The 18,556-nt window shown below is 64.9% G+C and carries 16 protein-coding genes; 6 read left to right on the top strand and 10 right to left on the bottom strand.

Annotation, left to right across the window (positions count from 1 at the left end):
• Window positions 1–31 precede the first annotated feature (31 nt).
• The 6 genes from GEMMAAP_RS04930 to mtnA form a co-directional block, all read right to left on the bottom strand.
• Window positions 32–595 carry a zinc ribbon domain-containing protein gene (locus GEMMAAP_RS04930; RefSeq protein ID WP_026850003.1) on the bottom strand — a complete coding sequence of 188 codons (564 nt, stop codon included), beginning with the start codon at window positions 593–595 and terminating at the stop codon, window positions 32–34.
• Window positions 595–1,212 (bottom strand): cytochrome c-type biogenesis protein, encoded by a 618-nt coding sequence (locus GEMMAAP_RS04925; RefSeq protein WP_043581058.1) that lies wholly within the window; start codon window positions 1,210–1,212, stop codon window positions 595–597. The genes GEMMAAP_RS04930 and GEMMAAP_RS04925 overlap by 1 nt, the downstream gene beginning before the upstream one ends.
• 56 nt (window positions 1,213–1,268) lie before the next feature.
• Entirely contained in the window at window positions 1,269–3,305 is a 2,037-nt protein-coding gene (locus GEMMAAP_RS04920; protein WP_053334250.1) for a heme lyase CcmF/NrfE family subunit, read from the bottom strand.
• A gap of 54 nt (window positions 3,306–3,359) precedes the next feature.
• Complete coding sequence (locus tag GEMMAAP_RS04915; protein ID WP_026850004.1) at window positions 3,360–3,815, bottom strand: cytochrome c maturation protein CcmE; 456 nt, start codon at window positions 3,813–3,815, stop codon at window positions 3,360–3,362.
• 108 nt (window positions 3,816–3,923) lie between these two features.
• Window positions 3,924–5,411, bottom strand: a complete 1,488-nt coding sequence (glpK, locus tag GEMMAAP_RS04910; RefSeq protein ID WP_082821075.1) for a glycerol kinase GlpK — start codon at window positions 5,409–5,411, stop codon at window positions 3,924–3,926.
• A gap of 5 nt (window positions 5,412–5,416) precedes the next feature.
• Window positions 5,417–6,430 carry an S-methyl-5-thioribose-1-phosphate isomerase gene (mtnA, locus tag GEMMAAP_RS04905; protein WP_026850006.1) on the bottom strand — a complete coding sequence of 338 codons (1,014 nt, stop codon included), beginning with the start codon at window positions 6,428–6,430 and terminating at the stop codon, window positions 5,417–5,419.
• A gap of 147 nt (window positions 6,431–6,577) precedes the next feature.
• On the opposite strand from mtnA, the gene GEMMAAP_RS04900 reads away from it, so the two are divergent.
• The 3 genes from GEMMAAP_RS04900 (at window position 6,578) to gyrB (ending at window position 10,956) form a co-directional block, all read left to right on the top strand.
• Window positions 6,578–7,357 carry an enoyl-CoA hydratase-related protein gene (locus GEMMAAP_RS04900; RefSeq protein WP_026850007.1) on the top strand — a complete coding sequence of 260 codons (780 nt, stop codon included), beginning with the start codon at window positions 6,578–6,580 and terminating at the stop codon, window positions 7,355–7,357.
• A 23-nt stretch (window positions 7,358–7,380) separates the two neighbouring features.
• Complete coding sequence (gene recF, locus GEMMAAP_RS04895) at window positions 7,381–8,829, top strand: DNA replication/repair protein RecF (RefSeq protein WP_075071431.1); 1,449 nt, start codon at window positions 7,381–7,383, stop codon at window positions 8,827–8,829.
• Between the two features lie 162 nt (window positions 8,830–8,991).
• Window positions 8,992–10,956: a DNA topoisomerase (ATP-hydrolyzing) subunit B gene (gyrB, locus tag GEMMAAP_RS04890; protein WP_026850010.1), complete on the top strand. Its 1,965-nt coding sequence runs from the start codon at window positions 8,992–8,994 to the stop codon at window positions 10,954–10,956.
• Window positions 10,957–11,016: 60 nt separating this feature from the next.
• On the opposite strand, the gene GEMMAAP_RS04885 is transcribed toward gyrB, so the two are convergent.
• The 3 genes from GEMMAAP_RS04885 to GEMMAAP_RS04875 all read right to left on the bottom strand — a co-directional run bounded on the left by GEMMAAP_RS04885 (window position 11,017) and on the right by GEMMAAP_RS04875 (window position 14,614).
• Window positions 11,017–12,462 carry a cytochrome c peroxidase gene (locus tag GEMMAAP_RS04885; RefSeq protein WP_202969189.1) on the bottom strand — a complete coding sequence of 482 codons (1,446 nt, stop codon included), beginning with the start codon at window positions 12,460–12,462 and terminating at the stop codon, window positions 11,017–11,019.
• A 268-nt stretch (window positions 12,463–12,730) separates the two neighbouring features.
• A complete protein-coding gene (locus tag GEMMAAP_RS04880) occupies window positions 12,731–12,976 on the bottom strand; it encodes a hypothetical protein (RefSeq protein WP_026850011.1) in 246 nt (81 codons plus the stop codon).
• Between the two features lie 303 nt (window positions 12,977–13,279).
• On the bottom strand, window positions 13,280–14,614 hold the full coding sequence (locus GEMMAAP_RS04875) for a thymidine phosphorylase (protein ID WP_026850012.1): 1,335 nt from the start codon (window positions 14,612–14,614) through the stop codon (window positions 13,280–13,282).
• A gap of 5 nt (window positions 14,615–14,619) precedes the next feature.
• Between GEMMAAP_RS04875 and GEMMAAP_RS04870 the strand changes: the two genes are divergently transcribed.
• A complete protein-coding gene (locus tag GEMMAAP_RS04870; RefSeq protein ID WP_145979010.1) occupies window positions 14,620–15,405 on the top strand; it encodes a hypothetical protein in 786 nt (261 codons plus the stop codon).
• Between the two features lie 59 nt (window positions 15,406–15,464).
• On the opposite strand, the gene GEMMAAP_RS04865 is transcribed toward GEMMAAP_RS04870, so the two are convergent.
• Entirely contained in the window at window positions 15,465–15,782 is a 318-nt protein-coding gene (locus tag GEMMAAP_RS04865; protein WP_043581059.1) for a YtxH domain-containing protein, read from the bottom strand.
• A 95-nt stretch (window positions 15,783–15,877) separates the two neighbouring features.
• Between GEMMAAP_RS04865 and ligA the strand changes: the two genes are divergently transcribed.
• On the top strand, window positions 15,878–17,905 hold the full coding sequence (ligA, locus tag GEMMAAP_RS04860) for an NAD-dependent DNA ligase LigA (RefSeq protein WP_026850014.1): 2,028 nt from the start codon (window positions 15,878–15,880) through the stop codon (window positions 17,903–17,905).
• Window positions 17,906–17,997: 92 nt separating this feature from the next.
• Window positions 17,998–18,549 (top strand): hypothetical protein, encoded by a 552-nt coding sequence (locus GEMMAAP_RS04855; protein ID WP_158514739.1) that lies wholly within the window; start codon window positions 17,998–18,000, stop codon window positions 18,547–18,549.
• The last annotated feature ends 7 nt before the right edge of the window (window positions 18,550–18,556 follow it).

Here is an 18,556-nt window from a genome sequence, read left to right as displayed (position 1 = left end):
CACCCGGGCACGCGCCACACACCACGTCGAATTACGCCGCTGCCAATTGCGTGCCGCACCCGCTGCAGAAGCGTGATCCCACGAGGTCGACACTCGCGCCACAACTACCACAGCTGCCAGGCAGGAACCGGCCACAGCTGGAACAATAGGTGGCATCAGGCTCTGGCCGTGGTCCGCAGACCCCACAGCTCTTCACCTGCCCCGCCGCTCTCGCGATGGCCGCTTCGACCGGGTCGAGTCCGCTCTCCTCAGCCGCCGCGGCGATCGCCACGACTGGCGCGGCTCCGCCATCGGCCGCACGCATTTCGGCCAACGCTTCACGGGTATAGCGCTGCTTGAGATCGGCGTAGTCGGTGTCGCTGAGCTTGCCGGTTTCACGATCAAACTCAATTTCCCGCAACGCATCCACCGCCATGTTCGATTGCTCGCCGGCACGCTTGGCCTTTCGCGCCGTGGCCTTGGCGGCTTCGGTTTGCGGTGGCGTATTGGGCGGCGTCTCAATGGCGCTGAGCAGCGGGGCCAGCACGAGCGTGAGTGCGCCCAACGCCAGCCCAGTACCAAGCACGAGCGGGAGCGCCCCTTCTGGCAGCGCCATTATCGTTCCTCCCGCAGTGCCGCTTCCAGGCGGGCGAGTTCTTCCGGCGTGGCATCCCCCGCCACATCAGTCAGACGCACGGCCTCACGGGCAGGTCGCCCGGCATCGGCGGCTTTCGCGTTGAGCCGCCAGCTACGCAGCAACGCACCAATCCCCACGCCACCCACCGCGAGCGCCGCAAAGGGTGCGAACCACGCCACGAGGCTGAACCCTTCCTTGCGCGGTGCGTTGAGAATGAAATCCCCGTAGGTGCCGGTCAGCGCCTGCATGATTTCGTCGCCCGTGTAGCCACCATCAACCAGCCGCTGAATGTCGCCGTGCACGGCCGGCGAAATGCCACAGGTAAAGTCGGTGGTACGGCAGGTATAGATGTCGAGCGTGCATGGACACGGGCACGCCAGCTCGCGCTCGAACGCCTCCACCTGCTTGGCGTCCATCGTGGGCTTGGCGCCCGGCTTGGGAGGACGCACGACCGGCTTGTACGAATCGGACGTCATCTCTTCGCCGCCCGCAGCGGTCCCAACCGTCTGGTTGTTTACCGGTGGCGCCGATGGATCCTGCGCGCGGGCCCCCCGCGTCACGACCAGCATCCCTCCCGCCACCGCCCCGACGTGCATCAGAAATGCACGACGGGAATGGATACGGCCGGATTGGTACGACTGCTCGACATTACTCACGAGCCAGCTCCCACGAGTTCGAGATCGCGTCCCATGGGAATCTGCGCCACGTAACCACCCTCCCGATCATCCTTGCGCGCCTGCGGCCACATGACAATGAGGCCACCGAATGCCATGATGATGCCACCAAACCACACCCACCACACGAGCGGGTTGAAGTTGATGTGAATGGCCGCCGTGTCGCGATCGACGGCTCCGGTGAAGACCAGATACACATCCTGCTTGGGTGATTCCAGAATGCCCACTTCCGTTGACGGCTCAAATGTGGGCTGATCGTTGGAGTCGATGTGCTGCCGCTTCTCACTCGACAGCAGCCCCATGCTCTGGCCATCACGCGTCACGTCGAACGTGACCGCCAGCACCCGGCGGTTGAGCTGATTGAACTGCGAGATGCCCTGGCTGGTGAATTCCCACACGTGCCCATACGCGTCCGTGGCTTTCACCGATTCGCCGGTCTTCAGCGTGGCGGTAATGTCCTTCTTGAACATCAGCCCCGCAAAGGCGCAGAACAGAATGACCACCCCGAAGTGCACGATGTAGCCACCGTAGCGGCGACGGTTGCGGCCAATCAGGCGAAAAAAGGCGCCCAAAAACCCTTCGCTATACATGCGCCGACGGGCCCCGACGCCCTTCACGAATTCCTGAATGATCGTGCCGAACACGAAACCGGCCAGCAGGTACGAGATGAGTGCGTACGCATCGCGCATGCCCAAGACCAAGAGCGTTCCGAACACGGCCACGCCAGCCGCCACCGGCCACGCGAACTGCCGCTGCAAATTGGCCACCGACGCGCGTCGCCACGCGATAAGCGGTCCAATGCCAGTGAGTGCCAGCAGTAACAACCCGAGCGGACCGTTCACCGCATTGAAGAACGGCGGACCAACCGTGATCTTGTCGCCCTTTACCCACTCCGAAAGAATGGGGAAGAGCGTGCCCCAGAGCGTGGCGAAGCAGATGCCCACCAGCACCAGATTGTTGTAAAGGAAGGCGGCCTCGCGGCTCACCATGCTCTCCAGCTCGGCCTTGGCGGTCAGATCGTTCAGGCGCGTGCTCACCAGATACACCGTGAGCGCCGTCGCGGCGATCAGGAAGCCGAGGAACCAGTTGCCAATCGGCGAGCGCGCAAACGCATGGACGCTTTCAATGACGCCCGACCGCGTAATGAACGTGCCCAGAATGGTGAGCAGGAACGACAGCACCACGAGCGTCACGTTCCACTTGCGCAGCATGCCGCGCTTTTCCTGAATCATGATGCTGTGCAGGAACGCCGTGACCGTGAGCCACGGCAGGAAGGAAGAGTTCTCCACGGCGTCCCACGCCCAGTAGCCCGCCCACCCGAGCTCCACATACGCCCACCACATGCCCAGCACAATCCCAACCGTGAGGAAGAACCAGGACACCAGGGCCCAGCGGCGCACCGCGCCCAACCACTGCGCATCGAGTTGCCGCGTGACCAGCGCGCCAATGGCAAACGCAAACGGAATGGCGGTGCCCACATACCCGAGATACAGCATGGGCGGATGGATGGCCATTCCCGGGTTCTGCAGCTGCGGATTCATGCCGCGGCCGTCGGCCGGCACCCAATCGAGACGCTCGAACGGATTCTCCGCGAACGCCATCGTCATGAGGAAGAAGAGCGCCACCACGCCCAGGGTGCCGGTGACATACGGCATCATCTCGCGGTTCGTTTTGCGGTTCGTGAACACCGCAACGGCCGCATAGAATGTCATGATGAGCGACCAGAAGAGGAGCGATCCCTCCTGTCCTGCCCAGAACGCCGTAAAGAGATAGACTTTCGGCAGGTTGGCGCTGGTGAACGACGCGACGAACTTGATGGAAAAGTCGTGCGTGAACAGCGCAGTCCAGAGGCCTATGGAGGCCAGCAGTGTGAAGCCGAACGTGGCATACATCGCCCGTTCGCCACTCTTGATCAGATCGGAGCGGCCCTGCATGCCGCCCGCAAACGACACCGTGGTCGTCCAGGCCGCCATGAGCAGGGCGATCCAGAGCGACAGTTCACCAACGAGAATCATGACGCCTCGCGCAGTGCGCGCTGGCCGAGCGCGGACACGCGCCCGGCGCGTGGGTTACGCCTTGGGAATCGAGGCGGGGTGTTCCCCGCCGGCAGGGGGCATACCGGGCTGACCGGGCGCGTTCTCATAACGCGACGCGCACTTGGCCAGTAGTGTGGTTGCCTGGAATACACCATTGCTGTCGAGACGGCCTTCCACGACGATATCGACACCATCGGTGAAGGTATCCGGCGTGACACCACGGTAATGCACCGGGTACGTCTGCTTGCCGTCCGTCATGACGAAGGTGAGTTCACGACCGCCCGGATCGCGCTTGATGGTACCGGTCACGACGCGCGCGCCGACTTTCACGCCGTTCTTCGAGAACCGCGGGTTGTCCGACACTTTCGCGGCCAACTCACCGGGCGTGAGGTAGTAGGTGGCCGTCTCGTTGATCGAGCTGGCCATCAGATACGAGGCAGTGCCGAGCACCAGCACACCGCCGAGCAGGAACTTGTTGCGAGCTTTCACGGGGTCGCCGTCCTGTAGAGTACGGAAGGAATACAAAAGATAGCGCAGAACCGGCCGGAAGCACACTTTCCGACAGGATTTATCGGAAAACGCACCCAAACGCCGGGCTCAATCACGGTCGCGCGCCCAGGCCAAGGCCGCCCGAACCGCACGACGCCATCCTCCATAGGCCAAGGCCGCCGAGGCGGATCCGGTTTCCGTCGGGGTGAACCGGGTGAACTGGCGACTGGCCAGAAACTCCTCGCCGGACTGCCACACCCCGGCCGCCAGCCCGGCCAAGCCGGCCGCACCGAGCGCCGTCGTCTCTACCATATCAGGGCGATCGACCGGGACCCCGAGCACATCGGCCTGGAACTGCATGAGCCAGTTGTTCCCCGACGCCCCCCCGTCGACCCGCAAACGATCAAAGGGTACCTGCCCCTGCTCCCGCATATCCCCCAGCACATCACGGGTGGCGTACGCCATGGCCTCCAGGGCTGCCCGCGCGAAATGGGCTCGGGTGGTGCCCCGAGTAAGTCCCACGATGGTCCCCCGCGCGTTCGGCTCCCAGTCCGGAGCCCCCAACCCCACCAGTGCCGGCACGAAATACACCTCGTCGTTTGAGCTGAGGCCCGCCGCCAGCGCTTCCGTCTCGGCACTGGCCGCGATGATCCCCAGTCCGTCGCGGAGCCATTGGACCGCGGCACCCGCGATGAAGATGGAGGCCTCCAAGGCATACACCGGATGCCCGCGTTCGTCACAGGCGATCGTGGTCAGCAACCCCGATCCGGACGGTGGGCGGTGGGCGCCCGTATTGAGGAGCAGAAAGGCGCCCGTTCCATAGGTGTTTTTCCCGTCACCGGCACTCCATCCACCCTGTCCGAAGAGCGCCGCCTGCTGGTCCCCGGCAATCCCCATAATGGGCAACTCTGCGCCCAGCGTGGCCAACGTGGAACGCCCAACCGTACCGCTGGAGGGGACGACCGTGGGGAGCAGTTGTACCGGCACGTTGAACTCGAGACACAGTTCGGCGCTCCACTCCTTGGCGTGAAGGTCGTAGAGCATGGTCCGGGAGGCGTTGGTATGGTCTGTGACGTGGACCGCCCCACCTGTAAGATGCCACACCAGCCAGCTGTCGATGGTGCCGGCACACAGCTCGCCCGCGTCAGCCCGCGCCTGGTTGTTTCCCTGCGCCAGCAGCCACTCCAGTTTCGTGGCACTGAAGTACGGGTCAGTCACCAGGCCCGTCAGTTCGCCAATGCGAGCCGCCTTCGGCGCCAGCGCGGCGCATCGTTCGGCGGTGCGTCGGTCCTGCCACACAATGGCCCGATGCACCGCGCGTCCGGTTGCCCGCTCCCACAGCACGATGGTCTCACGCTGATTCGTGATGCCAATGGTGACCGGCGCGTTGGCCCCGGCCTGCTGCGCATTGGCCATGGCTTCCCGCGCCGCATCCAGCGTGCGCTCGAGAATTTCGTGCGCATCGTGCTCTACCCACCCTGGTGCCGGATAGTGCTGGGTGATTTCGCGGTAGGCGCGCCCGACGACGCGACCGTCTTTCGCAATCACGAGACAGGTGGTCCCGGTGGTACCCTGATCGATGGCAAGGACGGACATGGCAGTCAGACCGTTGGCGAGAGTAGCGCGAAGGGCGGCGAAACCATGCCGCGGTCGGTGAGGTAAGCGGTGACGAACGATCGGGGGGTGACATCGAAGGCCGGATTCCACGCCGGCACTCCGGGCGGAAGCTCTCCGAGCTCCTCCGCGTCACGATACTCGATCACAATATCCCGCCCGGTTGGCGTAGCGGCATCGATGGTACTCCAGGGTGCCGCGACGTAAAACGGCACCCCGTGGGCCTTGGCCGCCAGCGCCACACCGTAGGTGCCCACTTTGTTGGCGACGTCTCCGTTGGCGGTAATCCGGTCGGCGCCCACAATGACGAGGTCCACCTGGCGCTGCGCAATGAGCGAGGCCGCCGCGCCATCAGGAAGCACGGTCACGTTGATGCCGGCCCGCGACAGCTCCCATGCCGTGAGGCGGGCTCCCTGACGCAGGGGACGTGTTTCGTCGGCGTACACCGTGACCAGACGGCCGGCGGCGTGTGCCGCATAGAGCGGCGCGAGGGCGGTGCCCATCCCGGCCGTGGCCAATGCCCCGGCGTTGCAATGCGTCAGCACGCGTGCCCCGTCGGGAATGAGGGTCAGGCCGTGGCGACCGATGGCCGCGCACATCGCCAGATCTTCCTGCCGAATGACTTCGGCTTCCACCCGCAGCGATTCCACCAACTGGTCGTCCGGTGTCTCAGCGGCCAATCGCAGGAGCCGCTGCACCGCCCACGCCAGATTCACAGCCGTTGGACGTGCCGCAATGAGCCGGGCGCTGAACTCGGGCAAGAGCGCACGGGCATGCGCACCGTTACCGCCACTTTCCGTTTCCAGCGCCACCGCCAGTCCGATCGCCGCCGCCACCCCGATGGCCGGAGCCCCGCGCACCGCCAACGTGCGAATGGCGTCAATGGTGTCGGCGAGCGCCGTGAGATCGCGCACGACCTCCTGCGCCGGGAGTAACCGCTGGTCGAGAATGCGCAGGGCACGTGTGTCGGGAGACCACCCGACGGCAGGGAGAGGAAGCACGCCACAATAGTAGCCGTCGGACCGGGCCCATGTGGCGGCCATCGCCTCATTTGTTACGGTGGCTAGATTTCCCCTCTGTGATTCGGTGAGCGCGTCTGCTCACCGATGCTGGCATGCCCTGCCGCACCAACCCGCATCTTGCCCTCCATGTCCTACCAGTTCCTGACCTTTGAGGTCGCCGATCGGATTGCCACGATCACGGTGAACCGGCCCGACAAACTCAATGCCCTGAACGACGCCACAATTGCCGAACTGGGCCGCGCGATTGATGAGGCCATTGGTCGCGACGATGTGGCGGGTGTCCTGCTCACCGGTGCGGGGCGCGCGTTTGTCGCCGGCGCCGACATTTCCGAGCTGCAGAGTCAGTCACCGCTTGAGGCCCAGCGGCGCGCACGCGCCGGTCAGGCCATCTTTCGGCGGTTTGAGACGAGCCCCAAGCCCACCATGGCCGTGATCAACGGCTTCGCGCTTGGCGGAGGGTGTGAGTTGGCCATGGCCTGTCACCTCCGCATGGCCAGCGAGAAGGCCAAGCTGGGGCAGCCGGAGGTCAAGTTGGGCATTGTGCCGGGATACGGGGGCACGCAGCGTCTGCCGCGCCTGGTGGGTCGAGGTGCCGCGCTCAAACTGCTGTTGACGGGCGACATGATCGATGCCGCCGAAGCGTTGCGCCTGGGGTTGGTGGATCAGGTTGCGGCTCCCGATGCACTCATGGACACCGCACGCACACTGCTCGCCGCCATGATCGTGAACGCGCCGTTGGCGCTCGCCGGTTGCATTGAGGCGGTGGACCGCGGCCTGGGTGTCACGCTCGAAGAGGGGTGCACCATCGAATCCGATTTCTTTGGCCTGCTCTCGGCCACGGCCGATATGAAGGAAGGGATGCGCGCGTTTCTCGATAAGCGCCCGCCCACCTTCACGGGTCGCTGACGCGATCCGGCCGCGCCACCTTCGTGCTCGTTCATCTCGCCGCACGCGAGTATCGCAATTTCAGCAGCCTCGACGTGGCCGTGCCCGCCAATGGGTTGGTGATCATTGGTGAGAACGGCCACGGCAAGACCAATCTGCTTGAGGCGGCGGCGTATCTGGCGCTGCTGCGTTCGTTCCGCGGTGCGCGTGATGTAGACGTGATTCGCTTCGGCGCTCCGGCGTTTCATGTGCGTGCCACGCTGGCCCCACCGGCCTCGTGGCACACCGTGAGCGTAGGCTACGAGCGCGCCACCAAGAAGAAGCGCGCCACACTCGACGGGGTGGAACAACCACGACTGACGAGCGCCCTGGGAGCGTTGCCCTCGGTAGAGTTTTCGCCGGCCGATGTGGCGCTCGTGACCGGCGGCCCGGCGGATCGACGGCGCTATCTGGATGTCATGCTGGCGCTCTCGTCGCCGTCGTATCTGCAGGCGTTACAGCAGTACCGCGCCGCCCTGTTGCGGCGCAACGCCGCGTTGCGACTCGCCCAGCGCGATGGCGGGCGTGGGCAAGAGCACGAGGCCCGCGTGAGCATCTGGGAGCCAGCCATGGCCGAGCACGGGGGAGTGGTGGCTGCGGCGCGGCATGCGTTCGTGCAACAACAGGCCGAACGATATCGCCAGCTGTGCGCCGCCATCGGCGAACGGCAGGACGCGCACATGCGGTACACCACTGTTGGCGGAGACAACAACGCCGGCAGCGCCGTGAATGCTGCCGCGCAGCGGGACGCGCTGGAGCGCGCATTGACGCAGCAGCGCCCCACCGAACTGCACCGAGGCGTCACACTGGTGGGCCCCATCGGGATGAGCTGCAGTTGCACCTCGGCGGGCGCGATCTGCGCACGTTCGGTTCGGCGGGACAGCAGCGCAGCGCCGCGATCGCGCTGCGCCTGCTGGAACTGTCCACACTACGCATCGCCATCGGGTACGCTCCACTGTTGCTGCTGGACGATCCGTTTGCCGAGCTTGATTTGGGGCGCGCCGGGCGCGTGCTGGCGCTGCTGGAAGACGCCGGCGCATCGCAGGTGCTGTTGGCCGTTCCGCGCGAAGAAGACATTCCCGAGGCATTTACCCGCCTTGAACGGCGCAGCATGCGCGACGGCGCCCTGTTGTGAGGGGGATGCGATGAGCGACCACAAGCGAACCCCGTCCAAATTGGGGGACGTATTGGCCTCCGTGCTGAAGAATGCCGGGCTGACCGATCGCGTGGCCCAGGCCTCCGTGATTCCGGAGTGGCCGGGGCTGGTGGGCCCGCAGATTGCGGACGTCACCGACCCCTTGCTGCTGCAGCAGGACGGGACGCTGGTGGTGATGGTGAAGACGCATGCGTGGATGCAGGAGCTCACATTTTTGGAGCCGGAACTGCTGAAGTCGCTGAACCGGGATACGTCGCGTCCGCCAATCCTCAAGCTGCGGTGGATGCTGCGGCGCTGACCGGCCGCAATGAGGCATTCGTAAGGTGTTGCATTTCAATAACTTACGACAGGGCCGCCGGGTTGCTTGTGGACACCCGATTGGGTACATTTATGGGTTGTGTTTCCAGGCCAGCGATTGGTCCTGAACTGGCCGTCCCACCCTTCGGCAGCTCCATCAACAATGGCGAACAGCAGCGCAGAGTCCGACAACGAGTACGGCGCAGGACAAATCACCGTACTCAAGGGACTCGAAGCAGTCCGCAAGCGCCCCGGTATGTATATCGGGTCCACGTCGGCGCGCGGCCTGCACCACCTGGTGTACGAAGTCGTAGACAACTCCATCGACGAAGCGCTGGCCGGTTTTGCCGACCGCGTGGTCGTGACCATTCATCCCGATGATTCCATCAGCGTGGAAGACAATGGTCGCGGCATTCCGGTCGACATGCACCCGGTGGAGAAGATGCCGGGTGTTGAACTGGCCATGACGGTGCTGCACGCCGGCGGCAAGTTCGACAAGGACACGTACAAAGTGTCCGGCGGTCTGCACGGCGTTGGCGTGTCGGTGGTGAACGCGCTGTCCACCCAGCTCAAGGTGTGGATCAAGCGCGACGGCAAGGAGCATTACATGGACTTCGAACGCGGCATTACGCAGACGAAGCTCAAGGTGATGCGCCAGGTGGGGGCCAAGGAAACGGGTACCCGCGTGTGGTTCAAGCCGGACGGCGAAATCTTCCAGGAAACGCTGCGTTACGACTGGACCACGCTGGCGAGCCGTCTGCGCGAACTGGCGTTCCTGAACAAGGGCATCCAGATCACGCTGCGCGACGAGCGCGAAGATGAGCTCAAGGATGGCCAGCCGCGCGAAGAGATCTTCTTTGCCCGCGGTGGTCTGCGCGAGTTTGTCACGTATCTCATTGGCAACAAGAAGCCGTTGCACCCCGATGTCGTGTACATCGACACCACGCGTGAAGACATCGGTATCGAGATGGCGCTGCAGTACAACGACAGCTACGCCGAAAACGTGTTCTCCTTCGTGAACAACATCAACACGCACGAAGGCGGTACGCACCTCACCGGCTTCAAGAGCGCGCTCACGTCCGTCATCAACAAGTACATCCAGGACAAGTCGAATCTCAACAAGAAGGACAAAGAGACGCGACTGTCCGGTGACGACGTGCGCGAAGGGCTTACGGCGGTGCTGTCGGTCAAGGTGCTGGAGCCGCAGTTCGAAGGGCAAACCAAGACGAAGCTCGGCAACTCCGAAGCCGAAGGGGCCGTGCGCAGTGTCATGAACGAACTGCTCACGCAGTACCTCGATGAGCACCCCAAGACGGCCAACGCCATCATCGACAAGGCCATGTCGGCGGCGCGGGCACGCGAAGCGGCGCGCAAGGCGCGCGACCTGACGCGCAAGAAGTCGGCGCTCGACGTGGCGGCACTCCCCGGCAAGCTGGCCGACTGCTCCCTCTCCGACCCGGCGCTCTGCGAGATCTACCTTGTTGAGGGTGACTCGGCCGGCGGTTCGGCCAAGCAGGGGCGCAAGCGTGACTTCCAGGCCATCCTGCCGCTGCGCGGCAAGATCATCAACGTGGAAAAGGCGCGCTTCGACAAGGTGCTGAACAACGAAGAAATCCGCACCATCATCACGGCGATCGGCACCGGCATCAAGGAAGAGTTCGATCTCGCCAAGACGCGGTACCACAAGATCATCATCATGACGGACGCCGACGTCGACGGCGCGCACATCCGGACCCTGCTGCTCACGTTCTTCTACCGGCAGATGCCGGAGCTGATTGACGCGGGGTACATGTACATCGCGCAGCCGCCGCTGTACCGGGTGGCCAAGGGCAAGGAAGAGTTCTACGCATACTCCGAAAAGGAGCGCGACGGCTATGCGGAACGCCTTGGTGGACCGGAAGGGCGTGGCAACATCATGATCCAGCGCTACAAGGGGTTGGGTGAAATGAACCCCGAGCAGCTCTGGAAGACGACCATGGATCCGGAAACACGCACCATGCTGCGCGTCACCATGGAAGACGCCGTGCTCGCTGACCAGACGTTCCAGACGCTGATGGGCGACGAAGTAGAGCCCCGCCGCCTGTTCATCGAGACCAACGCCCGATTCGTGAGCAATCTCGATATCTGACGTACCACCAAACGACAAAAGGCCCCGCGAAACGGCGGGGCCTTTTGCGTTTGAGGGGGCTCAGCGGAACGGCGACGCCAGCCGTGGATCCGAGAGAAACGTGCGATCGGTGAACGTTTTCATGAACGCCACCAGCGCATCACGCTCCTGCAGCGAAAGGTTCAACCGCAGCGGCTGTCCGCCCGGTGTACGCAAGCGGGGATCAAGCCCGGGATTGTTCTGCACCCCACGGTCGTAGAAATCCACCACCTGCTCCAGCGTACGGAAGCGTCCGTCGTGCATGTAGGGCGCTCGGACCTCCACGTTGCGTAGCGACGGGGCCTTGAAGCGGCCGTTCCCAGCCCCGGCGTCGGTGATCGACGCATCAAGCCCCGTATTGTGCACGCCGTCGCTGATATGCGCATTGGTCCCGTGGCAGCGTGCGCACCCGGCGCGTCCGCTGTACAACTGCTGTCCCAGCAGTTCCTGCGCCGTGAATGTGCCTTCGAAATTGGGCACCCCGTTGGCGCCAAACGCGCGATCGAACTTGGAGTCGGTACTGGTGAGTGCGCGCACGTACTGGGACAGCGCCCGGGCGACGCGGTCCGTGGTGATTTCGCGCGATCCAAAGGCCGCTTCGAACAGCGCCGGATAGTACGCGGTGAGCGACAGTTTGGTCTGCAGCTGTTCGAGCGTGAGCCCCATCTCGGTGACATCCTGAATGGGCTGCAGCACCTGAGCTTCCAGTGACGCGGCGCGCTCATCCCAGAAGAAGCGGCCACCGTTATAGAAGCGGGCGTTGGCCAACCCCATACTGTGCCGTCCCGTACGTCCTCCCTGAAAGCCGGTGCTCAACACCGCCGTATCACTGAACGCAAATGCCTGCTGATGACACGAGGCGCAAGACACCCCGTCGTTCAGTGACAGGCGACGATCGTAGAACAGCACGCGCCCCAACGTGGCTCCGGCATCGGTGATCGCATTGGTCGCGGGCGTATTGTCGGCACCCACCGGACTGCCACCACCACCGGCAGCGTTCTGGGTGAAGTGGCGCGGGAGTGGAACGCGCGCATCGCTATAGGCAAAGGACGATACCGGCAGCGTTGGGGCGGTGAGATCCGCGCTGAACACCACCACGGTGAACTGTTGTGACGCGGTGCGGCCTGTAGTGTCCCGCGCCGTCACGGTGACCGACTGCAGACCTGGTGCGACCGGAGTGCCTCCGATTTCGCACCCGGTGGCGGACAGTCCGTTGCTGGCACCGGCAAATGTGACGGTGTAGGTCAACCCGGTTTTGCGTGGATCGGTAAAGACAGCGCCACCCTTGCTGGCGTCATAACGGAACGGCACACCGACCATCGCCGCCTGTGGCGCGTTGGCCGAGGCCACCGTGATGGCGTCGGTGTTGGTGGTGGGCGTGGTGACGGGAGTGGTTGGCGTTGGCGTGACGGACTGCGTTGGGGAATCGCCGGCACAGGCCGTGGCGAGCACCGCAATGCCCGCGAGCGTCAATACTCGCCGGGGCATCCGAACGCCTGAAGGAAGTGTTAGCAGGGCAGGCATGATCGCAACTCCAACAGAATGGTCACCACGAAATGGTCAGGAGAACGTACGCCATAACGTCATCCGTGATGTGCGACACGCGCGTGAACGTTCTACCCTACCTGGTGCGCGGACATCACGTTTGCCGGGCCGTTGCGATTGGCCGCCGCCGGAGCGCACTCAATGGCACACAAACAAAAACCCGGCTGTCAGCAAAAGCCGACAGCCGGGTGCGCGTACACCTACGTGGCGATTACGGCGTGGTGATCTGTCCCTTCGCCTGCCGACTGAGCTGGCTGGAGAAGTTGAGCGCCACGGTAATGAGGCCCCCGAAGAGGAACGTCAACGCCACATAGCACACCGTCGTCATCGTCGGCTCCATGCCGCCCGTGGGGCTGGGCGTGGAGATGTACATCAGCAGGCCGTAGAGGCCGAGCAGCGGCAGAGCCGCGCCGGCGGCGACAAGGCTGAGGAGGCGGTTGGTGGACGGAGAAAGCATGGCGTGACGGACAGGGGCGCCGAGGCACCGGTGAACGGAAAGCGGTCGGGAGGACCGCCGACGAGCCAAAACTAGGCGTTCCGGTGACGAACAGGGAGTGGGGGGCGCCGGTTCCTGTGGAAACCACGAGCGTCTATTCGGTGCCTGCCCCGGGACGGGAGCCCCTCCGCAGTTCCGTGCGGACGCCAGCACCCGCACCTCTCAACGTCGTGGTTATCTCGACCCTCTCACCTTCGATATCCATCGCACCGTCTCAACTCGCAACGCTCGGACCTCGCCGTCTCACCTCGCCGGTCTTACGTCTCAGTCCTCGTCCCAGAGCTGCACGCCGGCTTCGGTGACTCGGTGCGAAATGAGCGGCAGGGGCGGGTCCGCCTCGTCGGCGATACGAATGGCCTCCTTGAGCGACGCCACCCCCGCCGCCACCCCCGCTTCATTGCGGGCAAAGATCGTCGCCAACGGCTCGCCGGCCCGAACCACATCACCGGGTCGCGCGGTAATGACGAAGCCCACCGCCGGGTCAACGGTGTCTTCCACCTTGGTGCGCCCGCCGCCCAGGGCCGTGATGCCCCGGCCAATGGCCCGCGGCTCCACCTGGGCCACGACCCCATCGCGGGGGGCCACGAACAGTTCGCACTCGGCGGCTTGCGGCAACAGCCCCGGATCATCCACGACGGCCGGATTTCCCCCCTGCGCCTCAATGATCTCCTGAAACTTCCGGGCCGCCCGTCCGCTGGAAATGGCCACCTCCATGCGACGCCTCGCCTCGTTGCGGTCACTGGCAGCGCCGCCCAGGACCAGCATTTCAGCCCCCAGGGCATAGGTCACCGACATCAGATCAGCCGGTCCTTCGCCGCGCAGTGCTGCAATTGACTCTTCCACCTCAATGGCGTTCCCGCAGGCCCGCCCCAACGGACGGTCCATGGCGGTGAGGAGGGCAACCACCGGGCAGCCGTGGTCAGCGCCGAGGGCGATCATGGTCTGCGCCAGTTCCAGCCCACGGTCAAGCTCCGGCAGGAAGGCCCCCGACCCGCGCTTTACGTCGAGCACCAGCCCGGTGAGTCCTTCGGCCAGTTTTTTGGACATGATGCTGGCGGCGATGAGCGGAATGCTCTCCACGGTGGCCGTGGCGTCCCGTAGGGCATACAGTTTCCGATCGGCCGGGGCAATTTCGCGCGTCTGTCCGATCAAGGCGCATCCCAGCTGTTCAATCTGCCGGGTGGCCACGGCCAGCGAGAGATCGGTGCGGAACCCCGGGATGGCCTCAAGCTTGTCGAGCGTGCCACCGGTGTGCCCCAGGCCGCGCCCGGACATCATGGGGACGGCAACCCCGCAGGCGGCCACGAGGGGGGCCAGCACCAGCGAGACCTTGTCGCCAACACCACCGGTGGAGTGTTTGTCCACCCGCCCCATCTTGAGATGGTCCAGATCGAGCGAGGCCCCGCTGTCGAGCATGGCATTGGTGAGCGCGCCAAGCTCTTCGCGATCGAGGCCGACAAAAAAGATGGCCATGGCGAGCGCCGCCATTTGATAGTCGGGCACATCGCCCGCCGCGTACTGTATCATGAGCGCACGCCATTCGGCCGGCTGAATTCGCCCGCCATCGCGCTTCCGTTCGATCAGAGTCCGTGCTTCCATACGTGATGCCAACCTACACCTCCCTGTCGCCGGCTGCACGGTTCCGCTCACGCCGCTCACAACCAGCAGCTGGGGGGAGGTGTCTCGCCGCCGCCGTTGTCGCGTGGCTGACGGTCGCGCTCCTGCCCATCTGCTCCGCAGGGGCCCAGTCGGTGCGCCCGGCAACGGCAGAAGCCCGCGTTTCGGAGCCCACGAGCTACGACGAACTGTGGCGGGCCGCCATGGTTGCGGTAGACGACGGGGAATTCGAGCCAAACGCGAACGCTCGCGCGACGGTGTTTGCCAAAGCGACGGCGTATGCGCGTCGGTCGGTCGCCCTCAATCCTGGCGATGCCGAAGGGCACTTTCACCTCGCGCGCGCGCTCGGGCGGACGGCGCTGTCGCTGGGTCCGCGCGATCGCGTGAAGTACGGCATTGAAGTCCGCGAGCACGCCTTACAGGCGCTCCGCGTGGCGCCACGGCACGCCGGCGCCTTGCATGTCATGGGGGTGTGGAACGCCGAGATCATGCGCCTCAACGGATTCACGCGCGCCGTGGCCAAAACGTTTCTGGGCGGTCAGATCTTCAACACGGCCAGCTGGCCGGAAGCGGTGCGATACATGGAGCTCGCCGTGCAAGTCGAGCCTGACCGTCTCGTGCACCGCCTCGACATGGCGCGCATCTATCGCGACCTTGGACGCGCCGATGATGCCCGCGCCGCTTACCGGGCGGCGCTGAATTGCGCCAACATGGACGCCAATGACCCGCGCTATCGGCAGCAGGCAGGCGACGAACTTCGCCGGATGCGCTGACTCGCGGAGGCACCGCGTGCATGTGCGCCGCCTGCTGCTGCCGACATCAGATGACGTGCTTACAATCCGACGTTGCTACGGGCTTCGCGCGCCAGTTCGCGACTGCGCTTGAGCCCACGTCGAGCAAGCCGACGGGCCATGCGATCGGTGTCCTCCCGCAGGTCTGACACCGCCTCGCTACTCCGCTCGTACAGGCGGCGGGCCCCGCGGCGAAGCTGCCGGCGGGTGGTCTCGCCTGCTGCCGGCGCCATCAGCAGCGCCGCACCAGCGCCAATGGCCGCCCCAATCAACAGGCCAATGCCCAGCGCCCGCCCATCCAGCCGACGTGTGCCCGGCTGCCCCTGTTCCCCGTCGTGATCATCCGTGCGATCGTACATGTTATCCTCCCGCGCCAAAGGCGCGTCTTGAAGTGAGGCCGGACAGACGAACAGTCGGACTCGGATGCTCCGCGCACCAGAGGTAAATTCCCGACATGCCTGCCGTCCCTTTTGCCACGACCCAGCGCGCCGCCGAGCTCAGGGATCAGCTCGCCCGCGCGCAATACGAGTACTACGTCCTCGACCAGCCTGCCATGGCGGACCAGGAGTACGACCGCCTGTTCCGTGAATTGCAGGCCATCGAAGATCAGTACCCCAGTGAACGCACAGAAGATTCACCAACCCAACGCGTGGGAGCCCCGGTGCAATCCGCGTTTCGGACGCATCGGCATTTGGTGCGCATGTTGTCCCTCGACAATGCCTTCGACCACGCCGAGTTGCTGGCCTTCGAACAGTCGATCGAGCGGGTGGTTGGGGATGCCATTCACCGCAGTGGCTATACCGTGGAGCTCAAGATCGACGGCGCGGCCATTGCCCTGACATATCGAGAGGGCGTGCTCACCACCGCCGCCACGCGGGGCGATGGTACGGAAGGCGAAGATGTCACACTCAACATTCGCACCATTCGTGGCATCCCGTTGCGGCTGCGCGGCACCGGTCACCCTCCACTCATGGAAATTCGTGGCGAGGTGTACCTGCCCTTCGCGGGCTTCGAGCAGATGAATGAGGCACGTGTGGCGGCCGGTGAACCGGTATATGTCAACCCGCGCAATGCCGCGGCCGGCTCCATGCGCCAGCTTGACCCGTCCATCACGGCCCAGCGCCCGCTCCGGTTCTTTGGCTACGCCGCCGTGTTGCCGGACGGCAGCGTGCCGGCCGCAACGCAGTGGGATCTGCTGGAGACGCTCGTGGCCTGGGGTATTCCGGTGGCGCCGCACCGTCAGCGTTGCCTGACGATGGACGAGGTGAGCCGCTGGGCGCACACGGTGGAACACGAGACACGCGCCGTGCTGGGCTTCGCGATTGATGGTGGTGTGGTGAAGGTGAACGCGCTGGCGGTACAGGATGAGCTGGGCATTCGCAATGATCGGACGCCCCGCTGGGCCGTAGCGCGCAAGTTTGCGCCGGACATGGCGGTGACCCGGTTGCGCCAGATTGATGTGAACGTTGGACGCACGGGCGTGCTCACGCCATTCGCCGTCCTGGAGCCGGTAGACGTTGGTGGCGCGACGGTGACGTATGCATCGCTGCATAACGCCGATCAGATTGCGGCCAAGGATTTGCGCGAAGGCGATTACGTGCAGGTGGTCCGGGCTGGTGACGTCATTCCGTATGTGCTTGGTCCGGTCCCCGAGCGGCGCGACGGAACGGAGGTGCCGTGGCGCATTCCCGCCGAGTGCCCCAAATGTGGAGCGCCCGTGGTGCGGTACGGCGACGATGTCGCCAGCTACTGCACCAACGTGGCCTGTGCCGGGCGTCAGCTCGAAGCGCTGGTGCATTTTGCCAGCAAGGACGCCTTGGACATTGACGGCTTGTCCTATGCCCGTATTCAGCAGCTGCTCGCCGCCGGGTTCGTGCACGACTTTGCGGATCTCTTCGACGTCACGGTGGCGCAGCTCGTGTCGCTCGAGCGCTTTGGCGAAAAGAGCGCCGAAAATCTGGTGGCCGCGATTGCGGCCTCAAAACAGCAGCCGCTGTCCCGCCTGTTGTTCGGACTTGGCATCCGGCACGTGGGGGCGCAGGCGGCGCAGTTGCTGTCGCGCCACTTCGGCTCACTGGAGGCGATGATGGCGGCCACTCCCGAGCAGTTGGGTGAGGTGCGTGGCATCGGCGATATCATTGCCGCGAGTGTGGCCAGCTACTTTGCCGATCCCACGGCGCGCGCGCTGCTTGCCAAGTTGCAGGCCCACGGCCTGCGCCTCGACGAGCCCAACGCGGTGCAGGCCGATGGCCCGTTTACCGGGGCCACGGTGGTGCTGACCGGCACGTTGCCGACCCTCAGTCGGGGCGAAGCGACGGCGCTGATCGAAAAGGCCGGCGGGCGGATCACCAGCAGCGTGTCCAGAAAGACGACGTTCGTGGTAGCCGGGGAGGAGGCGGGGAGCAAGCTGGAGAAGGCTCGCGAACTGGGAATCGAGGTAATTGACGAGGCCGAGCTGATGGCCCGGGCCAGCAACAGCTAAGCGAGCCGATCCATTCCATACGTTGCCAGCATAGAGCGTCACACCCCGGACGCCTTGACGTGACGCTCGCAGAAGGCGAGCGTCACGGAAGCATGAGCCTCGCCACCAGCACCCAGCCCCGCACGGTCGCGCTCCCGGTCGAATTCTTCGCCGGGCTGCGCCAGTCCGCCCTGGCCGCACACGGCGGCGCCACCGTCCTCCCCGTGGACGCCATTCGCGACGCCGGCTACGCTGCCGGGACGGCGTTGTATGGCCATTTCGCCACCTGGCTGTCCGAGCAGGGGGAGTCGCACCCGGACAAACTGTCGGACGAGCGTTTTCCCTGGTTGCTGGAAGCGTTTTTTCACGGCATCGGGTGGGGCCGCGTGGAACTCCACGCCCTCAGCGATGCCGTAATGGCCCTGGACGTATCGGAATGGGGCGAAGCGTCGGACAATGCGGGCGGATGCCTGGTAAGCACCGGCCTCTTTGCCGGGTTTTTTGGCCGGCTCGCCAGCGCGCCCATCAGCGTGCTGGAAGTAGACACCGGCACGGCCGGCCCCGGGCGTTCCCGTTTTCTGCTGGGCTCAGTGGACGTGATGGGCTACGTCTGGGAAGCCATGGAACGCGGGATTCCGTACGACCGGGCGGCAGCGAGCGCGTAAGCTGGCC

This window comes from Gemmatimonas phototrophica, assembly GCF_000695095.2.
In the GTDB taxonomy this organism is placed as follows: Bacteria; Gemmatimonadota; Gemmatimonadetes; order Gemmatimonadales; family Gemmatimonadaceae; genus Gemmatimonas; species Gemmatimonas phototrophica.
This window is presented reverse-complemented; position numbering and strand designations above follow the sequence as displayed.